The organism is Azospirillum lipoferum 4B (genome assembly GCF_000283655.1).
Classification (GTDB): Bacteria; Pseudomonadota; Alphaproteobacteria; order Azospirillales; family Azospirillaceae; genus Azospirillum; species Azospirillum lipoferum_C.
In genome coordinates this window covers 266,582-293,355 of the sequence record NC_016622.1, presented here as the reverse complement: position 1 = coordinate 293,355, position 26,774 = coordinate 266,582, and the positions used below count along the sequence as shown (strand labels likewise).

23 protein-coding genes are annotated in these 26,774 nt (G+C 65.6%); 15 read left to right on the top strand and 8 right to left on the bottom strand.

What is annotated here, in order from left to right:
* Positions 1 to 379 precede the first annotated feature (379 nt).
* The 5 genes from AZOLI_RS01275 to AZOLI_RS01260 form a co-directional block, all read right to left on the bottom strand.
* Positions 380 to 1,942 (bottom strand): SpoVR family protein, encoded by a 1,563-nt coding sequence (locus tag AZOLI_RS01275; protein ID WP_014246768.1) that lies wholly within the window; start codon positions 1,940 to 1,942, stop codon positions 380 to 382.
* A gap of 151 nt (positions 1,943 to 2,093) precedes the next feature.
* Positions 2,094 to 3,134 carry a hypothetical protein gene (locus AZOLI_RS32225; protein WP_162487942.1) on the bottom strand — a complete coding sequence of 347 codons (1,041 nt, stop codon included), beginning with the start codon at positions 3,132 to 3,134 and terminating at the stop codon, positions 2,094 to 2,096.
* Between the two features lie 87 nt (positions 3,135 to 3,221).
* The gene (locus AZOLI_RS01270; protein ID WP_014246766.1) at positions 3,222 to 4,514 is read right to left on the bottom strand and encodes a YeaH/YhbH family protein; all 1,293 of its coding nucleotides are present in this window, start codon (positions 4,512 to 4,514) and stop codon (positions 3,222 to 3,224) included.
* 146 nt (positions 4,515 to 4,660) lie between these two features.
* Entirely contained in the window at positions 4,661 to 6,607 is a 1,947-nt protein-coding gene (locus AZOLI_RS01265; protein ID WP_014246765.1) for a PrkA family serine protein kinase, read from the bottom strand.
* Between the two features lie 920 nt (positions 6,608 to 7,527).
* Complete coding sequence (locus AZOLI_RS01260; RefSeq protein ID WP_244442497.1) at positions 7,528 to 7,971, bottom strand: response regulator; 444 nt, start codon at positions 7,969 to 7,971, stop codon at positions 7,528 to 7,530.
* A gap of 181 nt (positions 7,972 to 8,152) precedes the next feature.
* Between AZOLI_RS01260 and AZOLI_RS01255 the strand changes: the two genes are divergently transcribed.
* Positions 8,153 to 9,019, top strand: coding sequence for an NUDIX hydrolase (locus AZOLI_RS01255; protein ID WP_044550286.1), 867 nt, complete (start codon positions 8,153 to 8,155; stop codon positions 9,017 to 9,019).
* A gap of 79 nt (positions 9,020 to 9,098) precedes the next feature.
* On the opposite strand, the gene AZOLI_RS01250 is transcribed toward AZOLI_RS01255, so the two are convergent.
* Positions 9,099 to 9,638: a c-type cytochrome gene (locus AZOLI_RS01250; RefSeq protein ID WP_014246762.1), complete on the bottom strand. Its 540-nt coding sequence runs from the start codon at positions 9,636 to 9,638 to the stop codon at positions 9,099 to 9,101.
* Between the two features lie 313 nt (positions 9,639 to 9,951).
* On the opposite strand from AZOLI_RS01250, the gene AZOLI_RS01245 reads away from it, so the two are divergent.
* The 4 genes from AZOLI_RS01245 (at position 9,952) to AZOLI_RS01230 (ending at position 12,869) form a co-directional block, all read left to right on the top strand.
* Positions 9,952 to 10,725 carry a 3-deoxy-manno-octulosonate cytidylyltransferase gene (locus AZOLI_RS01245; protein WP_014246761.1) on the top strand — a complete coding sequence of 258 codons (774 nt, stop codon included), beginning with the start codon at positions 9,952 to 9,954 and terminating at the stop codon, positions 10,723 to 10,725.
* 78 nt (positions 10,726 to 10,803) lie between these two features.
* Positions 10,804 to 11,670 (top strand): prephenate dehydratase, encoded by an 867-nt coding sequence (locus AZOLI_RS01240; RefSeq protein WP_014246760.1) that lies wholly within the window; start codon positions 10,804 to 10,806, stop codon positions 11,668 to 11,670.
* Between the two features lie 254 nt (positions 11,671 to 11,924).
* Entirely contained in the window at positions 11,925 to 12,233 is a 309-nt protein-coding gene (locus AZOLI_RS01235; protein WP_014246759.1) for a hypothetical protein, read from the top strand.
* Positions 12,234 to 12,332: 99 nt separating this feature from the next.
* Entirely contained in the window at positions 12,333 to 12,869 is a 537-nt protein-coding gene (locus tag AZOLI_RS01230; protein WP_014246758.1) for a DUF29 domain-containing protein, read from the top strand.
* Positions 12,870 to 12,990: 121 nt separating this feature from the next.
* On the opposite strand, the gene nudC is transcribed toward AZOLI_RS01230, so the two are convergent.
* Positions 12,991 to 13,899 (bottom strand): NAD(+) diphosphatase, encoded by a 909-nt coding sequence (nudC, locus tag AZOLI_RS01225; RefSeq protein WP_014246757.1) that lies wholly within the window; start codon positions 13,897 to 13,899, stop codon positions 12,991 to 12,993.
* Positions 13,900 to 14,086: 187 nt separating this feature from the next.
* Here nudC and hisN point away from each other — a divergent pair, with 187 nt between their 5' ends.
* The 10 genes from hisN to rpmB all read left to right on the top strand — a co-directional run bounded on the left by hisN (position 14,087) and on the right by rpmB (position 25,744).
* On the top strand, positions 14,087 to 14,869 hold the full coding sequence (gene hisN, locus AZOLI_RS01220; RefSeq protein ID WP_014246756.1) for a histidinol-phosphatase: 783 nt from the start codon (positions 14,087 to 14,089) through the stop codon (positions 14,867 to 14,869).
* A 34-nt stretch (positions 14,870 to 14,903) separates the two neighbouring features.
* The gene (locus AZOLI_RS01215; protein ID WP_014246755.1) at positions 14,904 to 15,410 is read left to right on the top strand and encodes a hypothetical protein; all 507 of its coding nucleotides are present in this window, start codon (positions 14,904 to 14,906) and stop codon (positions 15,408 to 15,410) included.
* A 74-nt stretch (positions 15,411 to 15,484) separates the two neighbouring features.
* The gene (locus AZOLI_RS01210) at positions 15,485 to 17,350 is read left to right on the top strand and encodes an extracellular solute-binding protein (protein ID WP_014246754.1); all 1,866 of its coding nucleotides are present in this window, start codon (positions 15,485 to 15,487) and stop codon (positions 17,348 to 17,350) included.
* A 74-nt stretch (positions 17,351 to 17,424) separates the two neighbouring features.
* A complete protein-coding gene (locus AZOLI_RS01205; RefSeq protein WP_014246753.1) occupies positions 17,425 to 19,287 on the top strand; it encodes an extracellular solute-binding protein in 1,863 nt (620 codons plus the stop codon).
* Positions 19,288 to 19,372: 85 nt separating this feature from the next.
* The gene (locus AZOLI_RS01200) at positions 19,373 to 20,482 is read left to right on the top strand and encodes a microcin C ABC transporter permease YejB (RefSeq protein WP_014246752.1); all 1,110 of its coding nucleotides are present in this window, start codon (positions 19,373 to 19,375) and stop codon (positions 20,480 to 20,482) included.
* Positions 20,482 to 21,567 (top strand): ABC transporter permease, encoded by a 1,086-nt coding sequence (locus AZOLI_RS01195; RefSeq protein WP_014246751.1) that lies wholly within the window; start codon positions 20,482 to 20,484, stop codon positions 21,565 to 21,567. The genes AZOLI_RS01200 and AZOLI_RS01195 overlap by 1 nt, the downstream gene beginning before the upstream one ends.
* 25 nt (positions 21,568 to 21,592) lie before the next feature.
* Positions 21,593 to 23,233: an ABC transporter ATP-binding protein gene (locus AZOLI_RS01190; RefSeq protein ID WP_014246750.1), complete on the top strand. Its 1,641-nt coding sequence runs from the start codon at positions 21,593 to 21,595 to the stop codon at positions 23,231 to 23,233.
* An 85-nt stretch (positions 23,234 to 23,318) separates the two neighbouring features.
* A complete protein-coding gene (gene meaB, locus AZOLI_RS01185; RefSeq protein WP_014246749.1) occupies positions 23,319 to 24,317 on the top strand; it encodes a methylmalonyl Co-A mutase-associated GTPase MeaB in 999 nt (332 codons plus the stop codon).
* A 212-nt stretch (positions 24,318 to 24,529) separates the two neighbouring features.
* Positions 24,530 to 25,210, top strand: a complete 681-nt coding sequence (locus tag AZOLI_RS01180) for a hypothetical protein (protein ID WP_014246748.1) — start codon at positions 24,530 to 24,532, stop codon at positions 25,208 to 25,210.
* Positions 25,211 to 25,444: 234 nt separating this feature from the next.
* Positions 25,445 to 25,744: a 50S ribosomal protein L28 gene (gene rpmB, locus AZOLI_RS01175; protein ID WP_012973047.1), complete on the top strand. Its 300-nt coding sequence runs from the start codon at positions 25,445 to 25,447 to the stop codon at positions 25,742 to 25,744.
* 359 nt (positions 25,745 to 26,103) lie between these two features.
* On the opposite strand, the gene AZOLI_RS01170 is transcribed toward rpmB, so the two are convergent.
* Complete coding sequence (locus tag AZOLI_RS01170) at positions 26,104 to 26,682, bottom strand: regulatory protein RecX (RefSeq protein ID WP_014246746.1); 579 nt, start codon at positions 26,680 to 26,682, stop codon at positions 26,104 to 26,106.
* Between the last annotated feature and the right edge of the window lie 92 nt (positions 26,683 to 26,774).

Sequence of the window (26,774 nt, the reverse complement as noted above, 5' to 3'; positions counted from 1 at the left end):
TTCCCGCGAAGGCGCTATGGGATGCATAGATCTCGCGCTTGCAACAAGGCATGCAGTTTGGCATCGAGCAAGGCCCCTCTCCCCTCGCGGGCTACGGGATGCACAGATCTCGCACTTGCGAAAAAACGTGCAGCTTGGCATTGAGGACAGCCCCTCTCCCCTCGCGGGAGAGGGGTTGGGGTGAGGGGGCGCAAACTGAATTTCCCTGGCCTTCGGCCAGCCGCACCCCTCATCCCGCCCCGCAAGGGGAGAAGGGACTCTCGCCACCGGAGGCTGTATTTTCTTCGCCGATGCGAAATCTATGCATCCCGTAGCGCCTTCGCGGGAATAACGGCCGAGAAAAGCCACAAACTCCGACCGCCCTCCCTCACGTCACCAATCACACCACCCCGACCCCGCTCGGTGCGGTGACGGCGTGTTCCTTCAGGATCGCCTCGGAGATGGCCGACACCTCGATCAGCTGCACCTCGTAGCCCCACAAATTGGCGATGTGGCGCAGCACCGCCTTGGCGTCGCTCTCGTCCAGCAGCACGCCGTTGGTGACGCGGTGCTGCAGGATCAGCTTGCGGTCGCCGGCAAGGTCGACGTCGACGATCTGGATGTCCGGCTCCAGATAGCCCAGGTCGTACTGGCGGGCCAGCTTCTTGCGGATGTCGCGGTACCCGCGTTCGTTGTGGATGTGATCGACCAGCAGATAGGGGTCTTCCGCGTCGTCGCGCACGCTGAACAGCTTCAGCTTCCGCATCAGGTGCGGGCTGAGATACTGCAGGACGAAGCTCTCGTCGCGGAAATTGGCCCAGGCCTCGCGCACCGCCGCCATGCCGTCGCCGCGGCCGGCGAGGTCGGGGAACCACTGGCGGTCCTCGTCGGTCGGCTTCTCGGCGATGCGGGCGATGTCCTGCATCATCGCGAAACCCAGCGCATAGGGGTTCAGGCCGGAGAAGCGCTTGTCGTCGAATTCCGGCTGGAACACGACGGACGTGTGCGAGTGCAGGAACTCCAGGAAGGCACCCTCGCTGATCTGGCCGGTCTCGTGCAGGCGGCTCATGATCTGGTAATGGACGTAGGTGGCGCAGCCCTCGTTCATCACCTTGGTCTGCTTCTGCGGATAGAAATACTGCGAGATGTGGCGGACGATGCGCAGGATCTCGCGCTGCCAATGCTCCAGCCGCGGCGCCTTCTTCTCCAGGAAATAGAGGATGTTCTCTTCCGGCAATCCCAGCAGCTTCTTGCGCTCCGACACCGATTTGCTGGGACGCTGGCCGGCGGCCGGCTTCGGCACCGTGCGCCACAGGTCGTTGAAGGTCTGGTCCTGATATTCCTGCCGCTCGCGCTCGCGCCGCTGCTCGGTCCGCAGGTCGGAGCGCTTCTTCGGGTATTTGTGCACCCCCTGGCTCATCAGCGCATGGGCGGCGTCGAGCACCCGCTCCACCGCGGCATGGCCGTAGCGTTCCTCGCAATGGGTGATGTAGGTCTTGGCGAATTCCAGATAGTCCAGAATGCCCTGGGCATCGGTCCATTGCTGGAACAGCTGGTTGTTCTTGAAGAAATGGTTATGGCCGAAGGCGGCGTGGGCGATCACCAGCGTCTGCATCGTCATGGTGTTTTCTTCCATGATGTAGCTGATGCAGGGGCTGGAGTTGATGACGATCTCATAGGCCAGACCGCGATAGCCCTTGCGGTACATCATTTCGTCGCGGGCGAAATGCTTGCCGAAGGACCAGTGCTTGTACATCAGCGGCATGCCGATGGACGAATAGGCGTCGAGCATCTGCTCGGCGGTGATGACCTCGATCTGGTTGGGATAGACGTCGAGGCCCATCTCCTTCAGCGCGATATGCTCGATGGCGTCGTAGACGCGCTTGATCTTGTCGTAATCCCACTCGACGCCGTCATAGATAAGTCCAGAAGATTGTTCATGCGGCTTTATTTCCTGGAGCATCGCCTCACCCTCTTTTGGACAGGATAACGTCGTTGCAAGTTCTCCATTCTTCAAAATAGGAATCAAAAACGCAATTTCTACAAAAATAAACACAACGCGCTCTAAAGATAAAGGCAGGGCGCTTTCGCACCCTGCCTTCCGGTTCAATTGCTCACGACAAGCTAGCCGTTAAATGCTCTCTTTGATCGTCATGCGAACCTTCCTGGTTGACAAAAGGCGAATTTTCAGAAAAACGCCTTCCTATAATTACCATAAACCCCTGCTCTGGCAAAATCAAGCCCGGATATACCTTTGCAATCACTTTTTTCCCTGGGCTCTGCGTTTCGTGTTCAACATCATCAAAGGGGGATGGGACGCCCACCTCAGTAAAGAATACGCTCATATCTCTGTCGTCGTACTCGATTTTTACTTCAGTATTAAGAGCATAAACTTTCGCAACATTGAACATGACCGGATCTTTTTCGATATCCAAGAGCGCTTTCGAACTCCGGACTACGGTATACTCATCTTTCCCGGACATCTCAAGAACGACTCTTGTCTGAGTCCTCTCCTTCACATATTTACTTGCAGCTCCATCTATAGAAGAATTATCAACAAATATGTGGCTGAATTCAAGCGTATAATCCGTGATATCATTACCCATCATTGGCGCATATTCCGCCAAATGCCTAACAGTGGTTTCTGGCCCTGAAGCTAAGTATTTAATCTTTAGCTTTTGGCTTACTAAGGCCTTAGTTTTTTCAACGTTGTGCCACGATATATTCATCGATATCTCTTTTGATGCAATGTAAAATTGTTCTCCAGTCGGAAACACTGAGCTAATAAATTCAGCGTCGAAGCCCTGCGCAAGCCTAGGAAGAGAGTCCCTGTAACAGAAGATCATAAAATTTGCTAATGCGTTGCGAGCTTTCAAACTTGGCGACAGAGCGGATGATAAAACTATCCTTTCCAGTTCACTTCCAATTATGGAAACAAATAGATTAGATTTTACAACCGCCGAAAAAATTCCACCTACGATTATCATTTCCGCAATTTTCTTGGACAATTCATAGATATCGTCCGGAAGATGGTTATGAAAGAACCGGAAATATCCAAAAATATAAAACCCCGCTCCTCCAAGAAACAAAATGGCAAGAAGATATTTCGAAAAAAACTCTCGCAATGCGGGATTTTCTAGAAACTTCAAAGGCATCAACACCTCCACCCCTTTTGGAGGAAGATAGATCGCTCTTTACGCTAATTTCAAGAGCTATCGAGCTTCAATGCCACTAAATGCACATTAGCCTCCTGCCTTCTCGCGGGCGAACAGCTCGCGGAAGACCGGGAAGATCTCCCGGCGGGAGCGGACGCGGCGCATCGCCAGCGGACGTTCCGGGCTCTGCACCTGCTTGTAGGTGCGCCACAGCTCCGTCTCGCGGCCCAGTGCCGACAGGCCCATGTTGTGTTCCGCCGCCACCTCGATGTAGGCGAAATACTGGCACATCGGCAGGATGACGTCGCGCAGCAGGGTCGCCGACTTGGCGTTGTCCGACGACATGTTGTCGCCGTCCGACGCCTGGGCGGCGTAGATGTTCCATTCGCTGTCCGGATAGCGCTCCTGCACCACCTTCTGCATCTCCTCCAGCGCGGTCGACACCACGGTGCCGCCGGTCTCGGTGGAGTAGAAGAAGGTTTCCTCATCCACCTCCTTGGCCTCGTGGGTGTGGCGGATGAAGACGATGTCGACCGACCGGTAGCGCCGCCGCAGGAACAGGTACAACAGCATGAAGAAGCGCTTGGCCAGATCCTTCATGTGCTCGGTCATAGAGCCGGAGACGTCCATCAGGCAGAACATCACCGCCTGGGCGATCGGCTTCGGCACCGATTCGAAGCGGTTGTAGCGGACGTCGATCGGATCGATGAAGGGGATGCGGCGGGACCGCAGGACGATGTGTTCCAGCTGTTCGCGCAGCGCCTGGATCTGCTCGGCATCCTCGCCGGCCTCCTCCGCCTCGCGCAGCATCTCCTCCAGCTCGCGGATCTCGTCGCGCTTCGGGCGCTTCAGCGCGATGCGGCGCGACAGGCTGTTCCGCATGGTGCGGACGAGGTTCAGGTTGGCGGGCGATCCCGACACCGAATAGCCGGCCCTGGTCAGGCTGTGCGATTCCGACTGCTTGACCTTCTGCTTCACCAGATCGGGAAGCTCCAGATCCTCCAGGAAGATGTCCAGGAACTCGTCGCGCGACAGGACGAAGCGGAACTCGTCCTCGCCCTCCCCGTCGGCGCTGCCTTCGCTGCCGCGGCCGCCACCGCCGCCGTCCGGGCGCTGGATGGTGTCGCCTTCCACATATTCCTTGTTGCCGGGCACGACATAGTCGCGCACCCCGCCCTGGGACGCGCGGTGGAAGGAGGGTTCGCGCACCCCGCCGGCGGCGATCGTCACCTTCTCGCCGTTCTCGATATCCTGGATGCCCCGTTTGCCGGAGGCGTCGCGGACCGCCTTGACCACCTGTTCCTTGGCGCGGCGCAGGAAGCGCTGGCGGTTGGCCAGGCTCTTGCCCTGCGGGTTCAGGCGACGGTCGATGATGTTCATCAAGGGGCTGGCCCTCCCACCCGTTTCGTCACGCGGCCTTCGAACTCTGACAGCATTCTATGACAGTGGGGTTGCCGCGGGGCGTTGCAACACCCCGCCCCGCGGCAATTACGCGCCCCGCAGCCTGCTGAAGCAGCCTACCGAACTCAGCCCGCCTGCTTGACCCGCATGTACCACTCGACCAGCCGGCGGACCTGCCGCTCGGTGTAGCCGCGCGTCATCATGCGGGTGACGAACTCGGTGTGCTTCTTCTCGGTCTCGCCGTCCTTCTTCGAGCCGAAGCTGATCACCGGCAGCAGATCCTCGACCTGACTGAACATCCGCTTCTCGATGACCTCGCGGATCTTCTCGTAGGAGGTCCAGGACGGGTTGCGCCCGGCATTGGCGGCCCGGGCGCGCAGGGCGAACTTGACCACCTCGTTGCGGAAGTCCTTCGGGTTGGCGATGCCCGCCGGCTTCTCGATCTTGGTCAGCTCCTGGTTCAGCAGTTCGCGGTTCATCAGCTGGCCGGTGTCGGGATCCTTGAAGTCCTGATCCTCGATCCAGGCATCGGCATAGTCGACATAGCGGTCGAACAGGTTCTGGCCGTAGTCGGAGTAGGATTCCAGATAGGCCTTCTGGATTTCGTTGCCGATGAACTCGGCATAGCGCGGGGCGAGTTCGGCCTTGATGAACTCGACGTATTTCTTCTCCGTCTCCTCCGGGAACTGCTCGCGCCGGATCGCCTGTTCCAGCACATACATCAGATGGACCGGATCGGCCGAGATCTCCGTCGAATCGTAGTTGAAGGTCGAGGCGAGCACCTTGAAGGCGAATCGGGTGGAGATGCCGCCCATGCCCTCGTCGACGCCGCCCTGGTCCTTGTACTCCTGCATCGACTTGGCCTTGGGATCGGTCTCCTTGACGCTTTCGCCGTCATAGACCCGCATCTTGCTGTAGACGCTGCTGTTCGGATGATCGCGCAGGCGCGACAGCACCGAGAAGCGGGCCAGCATCTCCAGCGTCGCCGGCGCGCAAGGGGCCGTCGCCAGATCGGAGCCGTTGACCAGCTTCTCGTAGATCTTCTGTTCCTCCGCCACCCGCAGGCAGTAGGGGACCTTGATCACGCAGATGCGGTCGATGAAGGCTTCGTTGTTCTTGTTGTTCTTGAAGGTCTGCCACTCCGCCTCGTTGGAGTGGGCCAGGATCACGCCCTGGAAGGGGATGGCGCCGATGTTCTCCGACCCGACATAGTTGCCCTCCTGCGTCGCGGTCAGCAGCGGGTGCAGCATCTTGATCGGCGCCTTGAACATCTCGACGAATTCCAGCATGCCCTGGGTCGCCCGGTTGAGGCCGCCGGAGAAGCTGTAGGCGTCGGGATCGTTCTGGCTGTAGATCTCCAGCTTGCGGATGTCGACCTTGCCGACCAGGGACGAGATGTCCTGGTTGTTCTCGTCGCCCGGCTCGGTCTTGGTCACGCCGATCTGGCGCAGCTTGCTGGGATGCAGCTTCACCACCTTGAAGCGGTTGATGTCGCCGCCGAATTCGTCGAGGCGCTTGACCGCCCACGGGCTCATCAGCCCGGTCAGGCGGCGCTTGGGGATGCCGAAGCGGTCCTCGAGCTCGTCGCCGATCTCGTCGGGGTTGAACAGGCCGAGCGGGCTTTCGAAGATCGGACTGATCTCCTTGCCGGCCTTCAGGACGTAGATCGGGCATTTCTCCACCAGCGACTTCAGCCGCTCCGCCAGCGACGACTTGCCGCCGCCGACCGGGCCCAGCAGGTAGAGGATCTGCTTGCGCTCTTCCAGGCCCTGGGCGGCATGCCGGAAGAAGCCGACGATCCGTTCGATCGTCTCTTCCATGCCGTAGAACTCGGAAAAGGCGGGATAGACCTTGATGGTCCGGTTCATGAAGATGCGTCCCAGCCGCGGGTCGCGGGCGGTGTCGACCACCTCCGGTTCGCCGATGGCGGCCAGGATGCGTTCGGAGGCCGAGGCGTAGGACATGGGGTCGTCGCGGCACAGCTGGAGATAGTCCATCAGGGACATCTCGGTCTCGCGGCGGGTTTCGTAATTCTGCGTGTAGCGCGTGAACAGTTCGTCGGCCGGGAACATTCGTCGCTCCGTCTTATCTGGTCCGATGCGCCGGGGCGCCGCCGGTGGCTGCGGCGGCAGGCCGCGGCGCATGCCGCGATCCAAGGGGCACTCCAGGGGAGAGGCGGACCGCGCGGGGTCCGCAGCCTCCCCGCTCAGCGGTAGAAGCCAGCGGTCTGGTGTAAGGAACGGTCCTGTAAAGGCCGGGAGCGGTGCGTCCTGCGACGCGGCAACCCCCGAACGAGTCATTTTTGAATGTAATGCTCCACCTGGAGCTTTCCAGGCACTCAGGCTCCATAGCCGGAAAGCCCGCTGTGGAAGCGGCCTCTGCCATAGGACCTAGGTCCCACGGCCAGAGTTGGTGCGGCGAGCGCACCCTCTCAACCTGCGCGCGCATTGGCCGCGCGTGGGGAAGGTTCGGCGAAAGACAACGGACAGTATCGGAGAGAGACGGCGTGAAACCGGCGGCAATCGTCGTTGCCCGTCCGGTCGGGGAGAGTAGCCCTTCGAGATTCGACCCGTTGCGGTTCGATCGGGCGCTCTTGATCACGCCATCGGCCTCCTCTGGAAAGCGCACCGCCTCGACCAAGCACGGTGCAGGGACTTACCGTCGATGCTGAGCTCCAAACCTTAACAAAATCCCGTAAGGAGAATTGCGGTCGACCTCATCTCGTGGCCGGGGCACCGCAACACCTCTTAGAGATCATGTTGCGTCCCAATCGTCCCCATCAACAAGGCGGAAATTGGGTAACGGTGGGGCGCCCATGGGGCGCGGTGGATGGTTACCGTTCGATTGCCGAACTGTTTCAAGCACTTGGCAGGCTTGCCACAGAATGGGAATTTTTTAGGCATGGCCGGCGCCACCCGCGGAGTGCCGCCGAATCGGGCAATCGCGAATTGTAAAGCGGGCTTTCGGACAATACCCGCCGGGCGGGCAATCGTCAGGACGGCTGCGCCGCCCTCATCCCATCGGACAGCGCGACGCGCAGAGTGGCGGGGGTGACCGGTTTGGCCAGGACCAACGTGGCGCCGCTGGCGCGTGCCGCCGCTTCGCGGTCGCCGTCGACGCGGCCGCTCATGAAGACGACCGGCAGGGTGCGGCTGCGGGACTCGGGACTGGCGCGCAGCGCGCGGACGAAGCCGAAGCCGTCCATCGGCTGCATCTCCACATCGCACAGCACCAGATCGGGGGCATGGGCGGCGACGGCGGCCAGCGCCGATTCGCCATCGGCGGCCTGATGCACCGCCTGGACGCCCAAGGTGCCGAGCATCTTCGCCAGCACCATGCGGGTGAAGGATTCGTCCTCGACCACCAGGACGGACAGGGCGCCGAAGGGCGTCTCCGTCTCCTGCGCAACCGCGCCCTCAGCCGATCGGTCCGCCACCACGCCTCGCCCTTTCGCTGCGCAACCGCCCGGCGGTGGGCGCCGGCGGTCATTTCGTGACTGAACCTGTGTACGATGGCAACCAAAACGGCGCAAGATGCCCAAAGCGTTCGGTGCGCCGGTGCGGAGTGCCCTGGATGAGCGGTTGCACCGCCGCCCAAGCCCGATTTAGATGGAAACCATGAGCTTCCTCGATCACATCCGCGCGTGCAACGCGCACGACCTGTCCGGCTTCCGCCCCTTCGAGCTGGACGGCCACACTGTGGGCTGGGTGCGCCATGCCCTGGCCGAGGCGTTGCCCGGCGTCGATCCCGGCTTCGTCGTCACCCCCGACCGGCTGACCATCGCCCCTGAGATCCGCGATTTCGAGGCGCGCTCGACCCTGCTCGACCATGCCGCGGCCTATCTGGTCGAACAGGGGACGGTCACGGCGCTGCGCGGGGAATATTACCCGGTCCTGCCGCGCTGGGGGGCGGAGCCGCTGGCCCGTCTCGACCGTGCCGCCGTCGGTGCCTTCGGCATCGAGGCCTTCGGCCTGCACATCAACGGCTATGTGCGCGACGAGACCGCCGGCAATGGGGCGGGCGGGCTGCTGCTGTGGGTCGGCCGCCGCGCCCGCGACCGCGAGGTGGCGCCGGGCCAGCTCGACAACCTGATCGCCGGCGGCCAGCCGATCGGCCTGACGCTGGCCGAGAACCTGGAGAAGGAGGCGGCGGAGGAGGCCGGGCTCGATGCGGAGACCGCGCGGCGCGCCGTGCCGGTCGGCGCCATCAGCTACACGATGGAAACCCCGGCCGGGCTGAAACGCGACCGCCTGTTCGTCTACGACCTGGAGCTTCCGCCCGGCCTCACCCCGGTCAACACCGACGGCGAGGTGGAGGTCTTCGAGCTCTGGCCGCTGGACAAGGTGGCGGAGTCGGTGCGCGGCACCGGCGACTGGAAGTTCAACGTCAACCTCGTGGTGACCGACTTCCTGATCCGCCACGGCTGGCTGACCCCGGAGAACGAGCCCGACTATCTGGAGATCGTCTGCGGCCTGCGCCGATAGGCGGCACCGCCTGCAGATCGGCCAAACAAAAGGCCCCGCCCTCTTGCGAGAGCGGGGCCTTTTTCATGTACCTTTGCCCTTACTGCGGCAGCGGCTGCGGGCTGTCGGCCAGCGAGCGCAGATAGGCGATGACGGCGGCGCGGTCCTCGTCCTTCTTCAGGCCGGCGAAGGTCATCTTGGTCCCGGGGGCATAGCCCTTGGGATCGTAGAGGAACTTGTTCAGATCGTCATAGGTCCAGCTGCCGCCGGTCTTCACCAGCGCGTCGGAATAGCTGAAGCCCTGGATGTGGCCCTTCGGACCGCCGACGATGCCGTACAGGTTCGGGCCGACCTTGTTCGCGCCGCCCTTGTCGAAGCTGTGGCAGGCGGCGCAGGCCTTGGCCACCTTCTGGCCGGTCTCCGGGCTGGCCGCGGCGAGCAGGGGGGCGATCGGCGCCGGGCCGGCGGGAGCGGCACCCTTGTCGGCGGCGGGTGCGGCCCCCTCGGGAGTCGCGACGACGTAGACACTCTTTTCCAGCGGCTTTGAATGAACCAGCACCTTGGACGCGAATCCGGCCAGCATCGCGATCAGCCCGGCCAGCAGCACCGCGCCGAAAACCTTGTTCCACTCCATGCTCATTGATGAGCCCCTTTTTTCCCTGATTTCAGTGCACTCGGCGTTTCTCCCGCCCGCGGCTGAACGCGCCGCGGTTACCATAGCCCGCGGTCCGAAGCTTGTCATAGCCCGGCGGACCGCGAAAAAAGGTCGCATACAAATTTGTCGCAGTCACCAACCTCTTAATTTACTTGCGCAGCACGCTGCATCGCAAAACACCCCCCATTCGGATCATGGCGGCACTTGACGCCGCACCGGCGCCCGTGTTTCACCCGCGACACCCCCCTCCGGCCCGCCCTGGCGGACCCGATGCCCTTTTCCCCGGAGCTTCCGCGCCATGCCGACCGCCTCCAGCCCGACCCGTCCCGCCAACCCGATCGTGGTGATCCCGGCGCGCATGGCCTCCACCCGGCTGCCGGGCAAGCCGCTGGCCGACATCCTGGGCGCGCCGATGATCGTCCATGTGCTGCGCCGCGCCATGGAGGCCGCCATCGGCCCGGTGGTGGTCGCCTGCGCGGAAGCCGAGATCGCCCGCGCGGTCGAGGCCGCCGGCGGCACCGCGGTGCTGACGCGCCCCGACCATCCCTCGGGCTCCGACCGCATCTTCGAGGCGCTGCGGCTGATCGACCCGGAGGGGCGGCACGACGCCGTGGTCAACGTGCAGGGCGACCTGCCGACCATCGAGCCGGAGAGCGTGCGCACCGTCTTCGCGCCGCTGGCCGACCCCGCGGTCGACATCGCCACCCTGGTGGTGGAGATCGCGCGGGAGGAGGAGCGAACCGACCCCAACGTGGTCAAGGCGGTGCTGGAGCTGCCGGCCGGTGCCCGGCAGGGCCGCGCACTCTACTTCACCCGCGCCACCGCGCCGACCGGCGACGGGCCGCTCTACCACCACATCGGCCTCTACGCCTATCGCCGGGCGGCGCTGGAGCGATTCGTGTCGCTGCCGCCGTCGGTGCTGGAGCAGCGCGAGCGGCTGGAGCAGCTGCGCGCGCTGGCGGACGGCATGCGCATCGACGCGGCGGTCGTTGACGCGGTTCCCCTGGGTGTCGATACTCCCGGCGACCTGGAGCGTGCCTGCGCCCTCCTGTCCGCCCGCAAGGGCGGCTGAAACCCGATGCCGTCCGCCCGCAAGGGCGGCTGACGCCCTACAGACCCGCCTTCAAGATCCGCCGGGGGAACTCCGTCCATGCCCACGACCAACATCATCGCCTTCCAGGGCTTCCCCGGCGCCTATTCCGACCTGGCCTGCCGCAACGCGCGGCCGACCATGACGACGATGCCCTGCGCCACCTTCGAGGACGCCTTCGCCGCGGTGCGCGAGGATCGGGCGTCGCTGGCGATGATCCCGGTGGAGAACTCCATCGCCGGCCGCGTCGCCGACAACCATTATCTGCTGCCGGACGGCGGCCTGCACATCATCGGCGAGCATTTCCAGCGGGTGAACCACCAGCTGCTGGCGCCCAAGGGCGCCACGCTGGACAGCATCCAGACGGTGCGCAGCCACATACAGGCGCTGTCCCAGTGCCAGACCGCCATCCGTAGCCTGGGCCTGCAGCCGATCAACCATGCGGACACGGCAGGCGCGGCGAAGGAGATCGCCGCGATGAACGACCCGCGCCATGCCGCCATCGCCTCCTCGCTGGCCGCGGAGATCTACGGTCTCGACATCCTGAAGAGCGGGATCGAGGACGCCGCCCACAACACCACCCGCTTCCTGATCCTGGCGCGCGAGCCGAAGCTGCCGGCGCTGGGCTCCTGCAAGACGATCACCACCTTCGTCTTCCGCGTCCGCAGCGTGCCGGCCGCGCTGTACAAGGCACTGGGCGGCTTCGCCACCAACGGCATCAACATGACCAAGCTGGAAAGCTACATGGTCGGCGGCCATTTCACCCAGACCCAGTTCTACGCCGACGTCGAGGGGCACCCGGACGAGCGCCCGCTGCGCCTCGCCCTGGAGGAGCTGGACTTCTTCGCCCGCGAGGTGAAGATCCTCGGCGTCTATCCGGCCAATCCCTTCCGCTACCAGGAAAGCCAGCGCGTCGGCGAGGACTGACGGACTCCCGGCGGCACTCTCCCGCAACGCCGCAAGTCTTTTCGCAGCTGCGGCCAAGTCGCGCGTCATTCCGCCGCAGCGACGCGACTTAGCCTTGGCCGCGCCCGGCGAGTGCTGGGCAAGATTAGCGGAAGTTGCTATACAATGAAGACCGGCAAGCACCGGCTTCATACGCTTACAAATACAACAAAACACCACGGCGGCTGACGGGTGAAACCCCGCCGACGGCCATGGCGCCACGGATGGAGGTTGCCATGCTCACAATGGACGATTGTCTGGGCCTCGCAAATCTGGAAGCGGAGGAGGTGGCGCAGATCGCCGCCCACGAACATCTCCCCTTCATGACCGCCCTGGAAAAGGGCGCCTCGCTTCTGCACGAGCCGTGGGGCGACGCGGCCGTCCGCCAGATGGTGTGGGACAATCTGTGCAACGCCGACCGCCGCCATCCGGCGGAGGCGGCGTCGCTGATGACGCTGTACAACGACACCTGCACCCGCCACCCCAACCCCTTCGACCGCCGCACATCCCCGGCGCGCGCCGCGGGGCCGCAGCGGCGGCATTGAGGAGGGGGGCGGATGCCCACTCATGCCCGGTATGTCCGGCCTGACGTCCTGTGCTATGCTGGGTGAACCCCGCAATTCCCGCCATACGTCAGGCCGACCATGCGCATCATCCGAGGCATGTCCACGCCGCGTCCGGAGCCGCCGGCTCCGGCGGCCAAGCTCGCTTCCGACACGGCGGACAACGGACTTTACGACGAGGACTTCGTCGCCTGGATTGAACGCCAAACGGCGCTGCTTCGGTCGGGCAGTCTTACCGCGCTGGATCGCGCCAACCTGGCCGAAGAGCTGGAGGACATGGGAAAGGCTATACGGCGAGCACTTTGCAGCCGGCTTGAAGTGCTGCTCACCCATCTCCTCAAGTACCAGTTCCAGCCGGCGATGCGCACGGGCAGCTGGCTTGGAACCATCGACGAACAGCGCAATCGCATTGAAGACTTGGTAGAGGAAAGTCCCAGCCTGCGTCCGCTGCTCGCCGAGTTGCTGGAGGATGCCAAGATCTACAAGCGGGCCGTCCAGAAGGCGGCGCTGGAAACCGGCCTTCCCGCCGGGACCTTCCCGCTGCTCAATCCCTACGGCGGGCGGGCACTGGAAGACCGCTTCTGGCCCGGCCCCGGTCCGCATCCGGACCTCGACTGACATGCCAAGTTCCGAAGATCGCGGATCGAAGTCCGACATGATTCTGATGAAGTGGATGCTCGGCTTCGTTCTTGCCTTTCAGATCGGCATCTTCGTGAAGCTGTTCATCCACTGACCCGCCTCACCCCTCCGCCATCCATTCCCGGATCAGGCGGTGGGCGATCGAGTCGGTGCGGGCGAGGCGGAAGGTCTCGTCCGGGGTGTGACTGCGCAGGAAGTCGCGGTCGAACCAGCGGGCGCTTTCCAGCTCGTCGTTGCCGGTGTCGATGTCGAAGCTGGTGGCCCGCGCGGTGAAGCCCAGCATCAGCGACGACGGGAAGGGCCAGGGCTGCGACGAGCGGTAGCGGATGTCGGTCACGGTCAGCCCGACCTCCTCGAACACCTCGCGGGCGACGGTGTCCTCCAGGCTTTCGCCCGGCTCGACGAAGCCGGCCAGCACCGAATGCATGCCGGGCGGGAAGCGGCTCTGGCGGCCCAGCACGATCCGGTCGCGGCCGTCATGGACCAGCATGATCACCGCCGGGTCGGTGCGCGGGAAATGGTGGGTGGCGCAGTCGGGGTTGGTGCAGAGCCGCACATGGCCGCCCTCCGCCGACGCGGCGGGAGAACCGCAGACCCCGCAGAAGCGGTGGCGGGCGTTCCACCAGACCATGCCGCGGGCGTAGGCGCACAGAGCCGCCTCCCCCTCCGGCATCAGCGGACCGGCGGCGCGCAGATCCTCGAAGCGGCCGTGGCCCTGCAGGGTGGGCAGAGCGTCCGGCTCCTCCACCATCGACAGGTCGACGGCGAAGAGCGGAGCGCCATCCTCCATCAGGCCGAGGAAGATCGGCACCGCCTCCACCCCCTCGGCGGGCAGCAGCACGGCGCGCGGCGCATCGGTCGGGCCGGCGACGAAGCTCTTGGTCTGCCAGACCGGCAGGACGCGGGATGCGGGGGCGAGCCAGGCCTCCGTCAGCCAATCCTCGTCCTTGCGGCGGAGGGAGGCGCGGTCGATCGGCGTGGCGGCGTAGATGTTGGGTCGGTTCGTCATGGCCGATGGAGGCTGCCACAAGCCGTGACGGGCGGAAAGCCCCGCCTTAAGGCCAGTTGCCCCCAGACCGGTTGTTCTGCGGCGGCTCCGCCTCCGGCAGCGTGGGCAGGGCGCTTTCGGGTTTCCGGGGCGGGCCCACGCCGTTAGGATGCGGCACTCATATCGACAGCAGCTTCAAGGAGCGACCATGACCGAACCCTGCCCCGCCCCGATGGTGGCGCTCGCCCAGCGGTTGGCCGACTCCAGCGGCAGCGTGGTCCGCCGCTATTTCCGCACCCCCGTCGCCATCGACGACAAGGCCGACGCCTCGCCGGTCACCATCGCCGACCGCGAGGCGGAGCATGTCATCCGCACCATCATCGAAAGCCAGCGCCCGGATGACGGCATCTATGGCGAGGAGCACGGCACCAAGAACCTGGACGCCGAATGGGTGTGGGTGATCGACCCGATCGACGGCACCAAGTCCTTCATCACCGGCCGGCCGATCTTCGGCACGCTGATCGCGCTGCTGCACCGTGGCCGTCCGGTGATGGGCATCATCGACCAGCCCATCGTCGGCGACCGCTGGATCGGCGTCGAAGGCCGGCCGACCACCCACAACGGCCAGCCGGTGCGCGTGCGCCCCTGCCCCGGCGGTCTGCGTGCGGCCATGTTCGGCACCACCTCCCCCGACCTGTTCCCCGGCAGCGATTACGAGGCTTACCGCCGCATCGCGGCCAAGGTGAAGACCGCGTCTTATGGCGGCGACTGCTACACCTACGGCCTGCTGGCGTCGGGCTATTACGACCTCGTCGTCGAATCGGGGCTGAAGCTCTACGACTTCGCGGCACTGGTGCCGGTGGTGACCGGGGCCGGCGGGCTGATGACGGATTGGGAGGGCAAACCGCTCGACGCAAACTCCAGCGGCCGGGTGATCGCCGCCGGCGACCCGCAGACCCACCAGGACGCCATGAAGGTTCTGGCTGGCTGATCCCTCGCCGTTAAACGTCTGTTTGGAAACCGAAATGACCACCATCGCCCCGCCCACCCGTTCCGTATTCGAAACGTCGCCCGAAAAGCTGCGGCCATTCCTGGAGGGGCTGGCGGCGCGGGTGTCGGGCGGGTCGAACTGGCTGGTGCGCAAGAAGACGGTCTGCGACCTGCTGCTGGGTCTCGACGCCTTCTTCGCCTTGCCGGCCGCCGAACGGCAGGCCCTGATGAGCGACGACGCCTCCCCGGCGGAGCCTGCGGACGCGGACGGCGGGCCGGAGGATTTCCGCAAGGTCCTCCCGCTCTATGTCGGCGCGATCCTGGAGCGTTTGGCGGAAAAGATGGTTTCATCCCCGGAACAAGCGGCCATCTATCTGCTGTCCATCCACCCCGAGCATCAGGCGGCGGCGGAGGGCTGGATGCTGGCCGATCCGCGCAACGGGAAGTCGGTGCGCAAGCTGATGCGGACCGACCGCCGCTATCGCCAGTTGATGGACCGCATGGCCGACCATTGGCAGGCTGCGCGAAACGGCGGAGCTTGAGACGGAATAGCGCTTGACCGGGGCGCCGACGTGGCAATCTAACCAGAACGCCCGCTCCCGACACAGGATTGCCGATGCGCCGCTTTCTCGCCGTTGCCGCCACGATCCTGACCCTCTCCGTGCCGGCCGCCCTCACGTCGGCCGCCTTTACACCGGCCGAGGCTGCGACCAGGACCGTCACCGCGCTGAAGCAGTTCGGGGAGCCGCAGTTCAAGCCGGGCTTCACCCATTTCCCCCACGTCAACCCGGACGCGCCCAAGGGCGGGTCGGTCGGGCTGGCCGAATCGCAGCCGGGAACCTACGACAGCCTGAACACGCTGATCCTGCGCGGGGTGCGGCCTCGCACGCTGGGGCTGATCTCCGACACGCTGATGGTCGGTTCCGGCTGGGAACTGGACGCCGCCTATGCCCATATGGCGGAAAGCGTGGAGGTGCCCGACGATTACGGCTGGGCGGTCTTCACGCTGCGCCAGGGCGCCCGCTGGCATGACGGCACGCCGATCACCAGCGCCGACGTGGTGTTCACCTGGGATGCGATCCAGGCCCATGGCGCGCCCTTCCTCAAATCCTTCCTCGACCACACCGCCAAGGTGGAGGCTCTGGACGACCGCCGCTTCAAGATCACCCTGACCGGCACCGGGGAGATCAAGCCGATCATCGACTTCGCCACCACCTTCGCGCCGCAGCCCAAGCATTGGTGGACCTCGAACGGTCACGACATCTCCAAGACGACACTGGAGCCGGTGCTGGGCAGCGGGCCCTACCGGATCAAGACCGTCGATCCCGGCCGCTCCATCACTTACGAGCGGGTGGCCGACTGGTGGGCCAAGGATCTGCCGACCGCCCGCGGCTTCTACAATTTCGACACGGTGAAGGACGACTTCTACCGCGACGACGACGTGATGTTCGAGGCGTTCAAGGCCGGCGCCTATGATTTCCGCGGCGAATACAGGGCGCAGCGCTGGACCACCGGCTATGATTTCCCCGCCGCGCGCGACGGCCGCGTCCAGAAGCTGGCGGTGCCGAGCGAACTGCCGCTGGGCGCCCAGGGCTACCGCCTGAACACCCGCCGCGACAAGTTCGCCGACCCGCGGGTGCGCGAGGCCTTGGCCCTGCTGTTCGACTTCGACTGGATCCGCAAGAACATCCTGTATGGCCAGTACAGCCGCACGCTCAGCAACTTCCCCAACTCCGACTTCGGGGCGAAGGGTCCGCCCGGCCCGGCGGAGCTGGCGCTGCTGGAGCCGTTCAAGCCGCAACTGTCGGAGCGGCTGCTGACCCAGCCCTTCACCCTGCCCACCACCGACGGCAGCGGCAACAACCGCGCCCAGGTGCGCGAGGCGACGCGCCTGTTCAAGGAGGCCGGCTGGGAGACCCGCAACGGCAAGCTGACCAATGTGAAGACCGGCGAAGCGATGACGATCGAGTTCCTCGACGGCACCGGCGCGCTGACCCGCGTCACCCAGCCCTATATCGAGACCCTGCGCCGCGTCGGCATCGACGCCACCATGCGCATCGTCGACACCGCCCAGTATCAGGCGCGGCTGGACGAGTTCGATTTCGACGCCATCGTCGTCAATCTCAGCTTCTTCACCCCGCCGGGCACCGAGTTGCGCGGCTATTTCGGCTCCGCCGCCGCCGGCATCAAGGGATCGGCCAACTATTCCGGCATCCATGACCCGGTGGCCGACGCGCTGATCGAAAAGGCACTGGCGGCGAAGGACCTGGAGACCGTCCAGGCCGCCACCCGCGCGCTCGACCGCGTTCTGCTGTGGGGCTTCTACATGGTGCCGCAATGGTACAACGCCGAAAGCTGGATCGCCCACAAGGCTTGGCTGGCGCATCCGACGGTCTGGCCGAAATACGACCAGGACTATCGCAGCACCAATTTCCCGGCGACCTGGTGGGTCGATGCGGCAGGGAAGGCGGCGCAGCCTTGATGACGCCCCATTGCGGGGCTAACTCCATCGGGCTGAACGGTTTTCGACAAAACAAGCGAGGGAGGGGATCGGGCATGACGGGTCGGATGCGGTTGCTGGGCACCGGTATGGCGGCAGCGATGGCGGCGGGGCTTCTGCTTGCGTCCCCGCTTGCGGCCCAGAGCCAGGGCCAGCCCCAGGGCAGCCATGCCCTGTCCCTGCACGGCAAGCCGAAATACGGGCCGGACTTCCGGCATCTCGACTATGTCAACCCCGACGCCCCCAAGGGCGGCGAGGTCAAGCTGATGGCCTTCGGCGGCTTCGACAACCTCAACCCCTTCATCCTGCGCGGACAGGCCGCCGCCGGCTCCGGGCTGCCGTTCGAGACGCTGACCACCAGCAACGGCGACGAGGCGATCACCGAATACGGCCTGCTGGCCGAAACCATCCAGGTCGCCGACGACCGCAGCTGGGTCGCCTTCACCCTGCGGCCGGAGGCGCGCTTCCACGACGGCAAGCCGGTCACCGCGGACGACGTGCTCTGGAGCTTCGACACGCTGAAGGAAAAGGGCCACCCGCTCTACCGCACCTATTACGCCGACGTGGTCAAGGCGGAGAAGACCGGCGAGCGAACGGTCAGATTCTCGTTCCGGAATGGCAACAACCCTGAGCTTCCGGTCATCATGGGCCAGCTGCCGGTGCTGCCGAAACATTTCTTCGCCAACCGGGATTTCGCCACCACGACGCTGGAGCCTCTGCTCGGCAGCGGTCCCTACAAGGTGGCGGACGTGCAGCCCGGCCGCTCCATCACCTATGAGCGGGTGCAGGACTGGTGGGCAAAGGACCTGCCGATCAACCGCGGCCGCTACAATTTCGACCGCATCCGCTACGACTATTACCGCGACCTCGACGTGGCGTTCGAGGCGTTCAAGGCCGGTGCCTATGATTTCCGGCTGGAGAATTCGTCGAAGAACTGGGTCACCGGCTACAATGTCCCGGCGGTGCAGAACGGCCAGATCGTCAAGGAGGAGATCAAGCACGAAGACCCGCAGGGCATGCAGGCCTTCGTCTTCAACATCCGCCGCCCGATCTTCGAGGACCGCCGCGTGCGCGAGGCGCTGAATTACCTGTTCGACTATGAATGGACGCGCGCCAACCTGTCCTACGGCCTCTACCAGCGCACCAAGAGCTATTTCGCCAACACCGAACTGGCTTCCACCGGCCTGCCCTCCCCCGCCGAACTGAAGCTGCTGGAGCCGTTCCGCGGCCAGATCCCGGACGAGGTGTTCACCAAGCCCTATGAGCCGCCGAAGAGCGACGCCAGCGGCAACATCCGCGGCAACCTGCGCACGGCGCTGGGCCTGCTGAAGGAGGCCGGCTGGGAGTTGAAGAACGGCAAGCTGGTCAACGCGCAGGGCCAGCCATTCCGCTTCGAGATCCTGCTGGTCCAGGCCGACATGGAACGGATCGTCCAGCCCTTCGTCCGCAACCTGGAGCGCGCAGGGATCGAGGCGCAGATCCGCGTGGTCGACAGCGCGCAGTACCAGAACCGCACCGATAATTTCGACTACGATATGATCATCGAGCGGTTCCCGCAGTCGTTGTCGCCCGGCAACGAACAGCGCGACTACTGGGAATCTTCGCGCGCCGACCAGCCGGGCAGCCGCAACGCCATCGGCATCAAGAACCCGGCGATCGACAAGCTGGTGGAGACGCTGATCGCCGCCCCCGACCGCGAGGCGCTGATCACCGCCACCCGCGCGCTGGACCGCGTGCTGCTGTGGAACTGGTATGTCATCCCGCACTGGCACGACACCGTCTATCGCGTCGCCTATTGGAACCGTTTCTCCCATCCCGCGGTTGCCCCGAAGTACGGCCTTGGCTTCTCGGACAGCTGGTGGGTCGATGCGGACAAGAACGCCAAGCTTGCCGACAGCGCGCGCCGGACGGGCCCCTGAGATATAGCCAGGACGACATAGCCGGGACATAAAACCGGGCTACACTGCATTTCCTTGAGGATTGGGGAGGGTCGGGACACCCGCGATGCTGGCCTACATCATCCGCCGCCTGTTGCTGATCATCCCCACCCTGTTCGGGATCATGGTGATCAATTTCCTGATCGTTCAGATCGCCCCCGGCGGCCCGATCGAGCAGATGATCGCCCGCGTCCAGGGCACCGCGGTGGAGGCGACGTCGCGCATCGGCGGCAGTGCCGGCGGCGACGCCAACACCGCCCAGCGCCAGACCCAGGCTGGCGGCGACGGCGCCAGCAAGTACCGCGGCGCCCAGGGGCTGGATCCCGCCTTCATCAAGCAGCTGGAGAAGGAATTCGGCTTCGACAAGCCGATCCACGAACGCTTCATCCACATGATGTCGAACTACATCGTGTTCGATTTCGGAACCAGCTACTTCCGGGACCGCCGGGTGGTCGATCTGGTGCTGGAAAAGATGCCGGTGTCGATCTCGCTCGGCATCTGGACGACGCTGATCGTCTATCTGGTCTCCATCCCGCTCGGCATCGCCAAGGCGGTGCGCGACGGCCAGCCCTTCGATGTCTGGACCTCCGGCGTGGTCATCGTCGGCTATGCCATCCCCAGCTTCCTGTTCGCGGTGCTGCTGATCGTGGTCTTCGCCGGCGGGCGCTATCTCGACTGGTTCCCCTTGCGCGGGCTGGTCTCGGACAATTGGGGCAGCCTGCCCTGGTACAAACAGGTGCTCGATTACTTCTGGCACATGGCGCTGCCGGTGATCTCCATGGTGATCGGCGGCTTCGCCGGCCTGACCATGCTGACCAAGAACTCCTTCATGGAGGAGATCGGCAAGCAGTACGTCACCACCGCGCGGGCCAAGGGCCTGTCGTCGAACCGCGTGCTGTACGGCCATGTCTTCCGCAACGCCATGCTGATCGTCATCGCCGGCTTCCCCGGCGCCTTCATCGGCATCCTGTTCACCGGCGCTCTGCTGATCGAGGTGATCTTCTCGCTGGACGGGCTGGGGCTGCTGGGCTTCGAGGCGGCGATCAACCGCGACTATCCCGTGATGTTCGGCACGCTCTATTTCTTCACGCTGCTGGGGCTGATCATGAATCTGGTCGGCGACATCACCTATGTGATGGTCGATCCCCGCATCGATTTCGAATCGCGGAGGGTGTGATGACTCCGCTGACCCGGCGCCGGCTGGCCAATTTCAAGGCGAACCGCCGCGGTTTCTGGTCCTTCTGGATCTTCCTGGTGCTGTTCGTCCTCTCGCTGGGGGCGGAGTTCATCGCCAACGACAAACCGCTGCTGGTCGAATACGAGAACCGGTATTACTGGCCGGTCTTCCAGGCCTATCCCGAGACCACCTTCGGCGGCGAGTTCGAGACGGAGACCGATTACCGCGACCCGTATGTCCGCGACCTGATCCAGGCCAAGGGCTGGATGGTCTGGCCGCCGATCCCCTACAGCTACCGAACCATCAACTACAATCTGCCGGTCCCCGCCCCCGCCCCGCCGTCCGCCGACAACTGGCTGGGCACCGACGACCAGGGGCGCGACGTGGTGGCGCGGCTGATCTACGGCTTCCGCATCTCGGTGCTGTTCGGCCTGGTGCTGACCGCCTTCTCCTCGGTCGTCGGCGTGGCGGCCGGTGCCGTGCAGGGCTATTTCGGCGGGCTGACCGACCTGCTGTTCCAGCGCTTCATCGAGATCTGGCAGGGGCTGCCCACCCTGTTCCTGCTGATCATCCTGGCCAGCGTGGTGACGCCGACCTTCTGGTGGCTGCTGGGGCTGCTTCTGCTGTTCTCGTGGACCGCGCTGGTCCATGTGGTGCGGGCGGAGTTCCTGCGGGCGCGCAACCTCGATTACGTGCGCGCCGCCCGCGCGCTGGGCGCCGGCGACGTCACCATCATGGTGCGCCATGTGCTGCCCAACGCCATGGTGGCGACGCTGACCTTCATGCCCTTCATCCTCAACGGCTCGATCACCACGCTGACCGCGCTGGACTTCCTGGGCTTCGGCCTGCCGCCCGGCTCGCCGTCGCTGGGCGAGCTGCTGGCTCAAGGCAAGGCCAACCTGCAGGCGCCCTGGCTGGGCCTGACCGCCTTCTTCGTGCTGGCGATCATGCTGAGCCTGCTGATCTTCATCGGCGAGGCGGTGCGCGACGCCTTCGACCCGCGCAAGACCATCGCCCAGATGTCCACCGCCACCCCGAGCGACGAGGCCGCCGCAGCGGCTGCGCGCAAGGAGGCGGCGGAGTGATGATGACGACCGTGAAGAGCCCGACATGACCATCATGCCCCCCAACCCCGACCTGCTGTCCGTGCGGGGCCTGCGTGTCGATTTCCGCTCGGGCGCCGGTGCGACGCAGGCCGTCAAGGGCGTGTCCTTCGACATCCAGAAGGGCGAGACGGTGGCGCTCGTCGGCGAATCGGGCTCCGGCAAGTCGGTCACCGCCCTGTCGATCCTGCAGCTGCTGCCCTATCCGATGGCGCACCACCCCGCCGGCTCGATCCGCTTCCGCGACACCGAACTGCTGGGCGCCGACGAGAAGACCCTGCGGCAGGTGCGCGGCAACCGCATCGCCATGATCTTCCAGGAGCCGATGACCTCGCTGAACCCGCTCCACAGCATCGAGCGGCAGATCAACGAGACCCTGTTCCTGCACAAGCGCCTGTCGACCGCCGCCGCCCGCGCCCGCACGCTGGAGCTGCTGCGCCTCGTTGGCCTGCCCGACCCGGAAAAGCGGCTGACCGCCTACCCGCATGAGCTGTCGGGCGGCCAGCGCCAGCGCGTGATGATCGCCATGGCGCTGGCCAACGAGCCCGACCTGCTGATCGCCGACGAACCGACCACGGCGCTCGACGTCACCATCCAGGCGCAGATCCTGGCGCTGCTGAAGGATCTGCAGAGCCGATTCGGCATGGCGCTGCTGCTGATCACCCACGATCTGGGCGTGGTGCGCAAGATGGCGGACCGGGTCTGCGTGATGAACCAGGGCGAGATCGTCGAGCAGGCCAAGGTCGACGACCTGTTCATCCGGCCGCGCCACCCCTACACGCAGAAACTGCTGTCGGCCGAGCCGCGCGGTAACCCGCTGTCTCCGCCGGAGGATGCGGCGGAGGTGATGGCCGCCGACAAGCTGAAGGTGCATTTCCCGATCAAGAAGGGCCTGCTGCGCCGCACCGTCGGCCATGTCAAGGCGGTGGACGGCGTCGACGTGGCGGTTCGCCGCGGCCACACGGTGGGCGTCGTCGGCGAATCGGGATCGGGCAAGACGACGCTGGGCCTCGCCCTGCTGAGGCTGCATGCCAGCGAGGGCGCCATCCGCTTCGACGGCACCGACATCCAGGGCTGGCAGCCGAAGCGCCTGCGCGGCCTGCGTCGCGAGATGCAGATCGTCTTCCAGGACCCCTATGGCAGCCTGTCGCCCCGCCTGTCGGTCGGCCAGATCATCGGCGAGGGGCTGGGCATCCACGGCATCGGCGACCGGGCTGAGCGCGATGCGATGGTCGCCCGCGCCCTGGAGGAGGTCGGTCTGCCGCCCGAGGCGCGCAACCGCTACCCGCACGAGTTCTCCGGCGGCCAGCGCCAGCGCATCGCCATCGCCCGCGCCCTGGTGCTGAAGCCGAAATTCGTCGTGCTGGACGAGCCGACCTCGGCGTTGGACATGTCGGTGCAGGCGCAGATCGTCGACCTGCTGCGCGACATCCAGGCCCGCCACAACCTCGCCTACCTGTTCATCAGCCACGATTTGCGGGTGGTGCGGGCGCTGTCCAGCCACGTCATGGTGATGAAGGACGGCAAGGTGGTCGAACAGGGCCCGACCCAGCGCATCTTCGAGGAGCCGCGCGAGGAATACACCCGCGCCCTGCTCGCCGCCGCGCTGAACCTGGAGGCGGTGGAGTCGCCGGCGGTGCGGACGTGAGGGCTTGAGGTGAGGCTGAGGCTTTATCCCGAACCGCTCCCTCGGGTAGGGTAGCCCTCCCCTCGCAGCAGCCGACACCGACGCCATGACCGACTCCCTCCCGCAAGACGCCGCCCGCCTCGCCGAAGCTGTCCGGTCGGGCGACCGGCGGGCGCTGGCGCGGGCGATCACGCTGATCGAATCGACGCGCGCCGACCATCGCGCCACCGCCGACGCGCTGCTGGCGGCGCTGCTTCCCTATACCGGCAACTCGGTGCGACTCGGCATCTCCGGCGTGCCGGGAGTGGGGAAATCGACCTTCATCGAGGCGTTCGGGCTGCATGTCATCGGACTGGGGCACAAGGTCGCGGTGCTGGCGGTCGATCCGTCGTCGCAGCGCACCGGCGGCTCGATCCTGGGCGACAAGACCCGCATGGTCGACCTGTCGCGCGAGGCCAATGCCTTCATCCGCCCCTCCCCCGCCGGGACGACGCTGGGCGGCGTGGCCCGCCGCACGCGCGAAGCGATGCTGATCTGCGAGGCCGCCGGCTTCGACGTGATCGTGGTGGAGACGGTCGGCGTCGGCCAGTCGGAGACCGCGGTCGCCGACATGGTCGACCTGTTCATGCTGCTGCTGCTGCCGGCCGGCGGCGACGAGCTGCAGGGCATCAAGAAGGGCATTGTCGAGCTGGCCGACCTCGTCGTCGTCAACAAGGCCGACGGCGACCTCGCCGCCACCGCACGCCACACCGTCGCCGACTACCGCCACGCGCTGGCCCTGCTGCGCCATGGCGACTGGCGGGTGCCGGTGCTCAGCTGCTCCGCCGTACAGAAAATCGGCATCGACACCGTGTGGGACACCATCGGCGAGCACAAGGCCCTGACCGAAGCCAACGGCGCCCGCGCCACCCGCCGGGCCGAACAGGCGCGCGCCTGGCTGTGGAGCGAGATCCGCGAGACGTTGATCGACCGCTTCCGCGCCCACCCCGCCGTGCGGGCCGATCTGGCGCGACTCGAAGCGGAGGTGACCGCCGGCACGACCATCCCGGCGGCGGCGGCCCACACTCTCCTGGGGCGCTTCCTCGACCAAACAGGCGGCGCATAACCCGATCAGCTTATGTTGCACCGCAACAATTCCGTTGCGCCGCACCACCCGTAGGGCTATTCTGTGTCGGGCGGGAAAGGGGCGACATGCGCCGATTCGACTGTGTCGATTTGCGTCCGTCGCTTGGGCCGGGGTGCCCGCGGTCTCCTGGGGTTACGCCGGAGCGGCCTTTCCGTTTCCGCCAATGTGCCTTTTCTACGGGAGACAACGCCATGACCGCTCAGCCGACCCCCGCCGCCGTCCTGACCCTGTTCAAGACCAACGCCCAGACCGCTGCCGCCACCACTGCCGCCAAATCCGCGCGAGTCGCCACCCTGGTCCAGGACGGCTACCGCCGCTGGTTCGACGGCGTGACCGCCTCGGTCAACGATGCCGGCCGTCTGGCCGCCGGGCTGGGCAAGGCCCGCACCCCGGCCGATCTGGCCGCGCTGCAGCGTGATTGGCTGTCCACCACCCAGGCCCGCGTGACCGAGAGCGTTCAGGGCTTCCTGGACGTTTCCACCAAGATCGCCGCCGAGATCACCACCCTGCCGGCGCCGGCCGCCGAGGCTGCCCCGGTTGCAGCTCCGGCCCCGAAGGCCGAGGCTCCCAAGGTTGAAGCGAAGGTAGAGGCCAAGGTCGAGGAGCCCGCTCCGGCCCCGGTCGTGGAAGCTCCGGCGCCCGCCCCGGTGCAGGCCGCGGAAACCGCCCCGGTCGCCGCCACCGCCGCCGCCGCGCCGGTCGAGGTTCCGGTCGAGACGCTGGTCGAGACGGTGGAGGCCGAGAAGGCTGCTCCGGCCCCGGCCGCGCCCGTCGTTGCCTCCCCCGTCGTTGCCGAGACGAAGGCCGCGGCCAAGCCGGCGCCGCGCCGCGCCGCCAAGCCGGCGTCGAAGACCTCCACCGCCGTGAACTGACACCCGTCAGGACAAGGCATTTAGAGTAAGCACCGGGCGCGGCGCGTCTCTTCGCCAGATCGAAGAGGCCGCCGCGCTTCGACTCTCCACAGTCCCGCGACGACTCAGGTTTTGATGGGTTCATCGCGGATCCCGGCTTGACGACGGCGCTTTTGTTCGACTATATAGCGGCCTCCTTCGGGCGGCAGGCCGTCCGTTACCGGGTTTCATTTGCTAAAGTAAAGGATCAGTCCGATGGCACGTCGGTGCTCCGTGACCGGCAAGGGCACGCAGTTTGGCAACAACGTCAGCCACGCCAACAACAAGAATCGCCGCCGCTTCCAGCCGAACCTCCAGGAAACGTCGCTGCTCAGCGACAGCCTGGGGCAGCTGGTGCGTCTGCGCCTCTCGGTGAACGCGATCCGCTCGATCGAGCACAAGGGCGGCCTCGACGCCTTCCTGCTCGACGCGAAGGACGCCGTGCTGAGCCTGGATGCCCGTCGCATCAAGCGCCGGATCTCCAAGGCGCAGGAGAAGCAGCAGGCCGCGGCCTGATCGCTTCCCCGGATTCTGGGGCGCGTTTGGTGTGCTGAGGCGGGGCGCTTGCCGCTCCGCCAACGAGAATTAGGACGCGTACAGGACGATTCCGACTCCCGGTAAGAGAGCGGCGCGCGACATCCGAAAGGGTGCCGCGCGTTTCGTCGTTTCTGGGGTTGGGTGGTTGAGGGTGTGCAGCGTTAGACCCCCACCCCAACCCTCCCCCGCTGGGCGGGAGAGGGAGCTAGTGCTTGTGCGGGAGAGTGGCGGTAGTCCCTCCCCCGCCCAGCTCTCGCACAAAGCTACGCTTTGTGCTGACGCGGCAGGCGGACCATAGGTCCGCTGAGAGCGGGGGAGGATAGGTGGGGGTCTAACTTTTACTCCCCCACCAGCTCCTCCGGATCCTCCGCATCCACCACCCGCCGGGCGATCTCATACCCGAAGCCCGCCCGTCCCAGCGCCGCCATGTCCTTCTCTCGGTGCGCCGCGCGCTGCTCCGGCCGCCGGTAGGGACCCAGCCGCCGCCGCTTCGCCAGCGCCAGCGCCGCCGTCAGGTCCAGATCCGGCCCGACATCCTCGCGCAGGCTGTCCAGCGCCTTGTCGGCCTCGTCGCGGCCGATGCCCTTGCCGGCCAGCTTCTGCGCGATCAGCCGGGTGGAGGCGCCGCGGCGGTGCAGGCTTTCGGTCCGCATGCGGGCATAGGTCTCGTCGTTCAGCAGGCCGCTGCGGACATAGCGGGCGAGCAGCTCGTCGACCCAGCGGGCGCCCTCCTCGCGGTCGGTGCCGTGTGCCTTGGCCGACAGGTCGACCTTGCGCATCAGCACCCGGCGCAGGTTGGCCGTCGAGCTGGCGAAGCGTTCCAGGTAATGCAGCGCCGCGTTCTCCAGATACTGCGGCGTGACGCGCTTGGGCGGCTTGCGGGCCGGCGAAGACGGGCGCTTGTCGTCGGTGTTCATGGCAGTCCCTTCGGCGGCGGCGGTTGCCGGATGGGCGGGCCGCCAGTACAGTCCGTGACCTTCTCGGCAGTCTGTGGCCTTGCCGGCGCCGC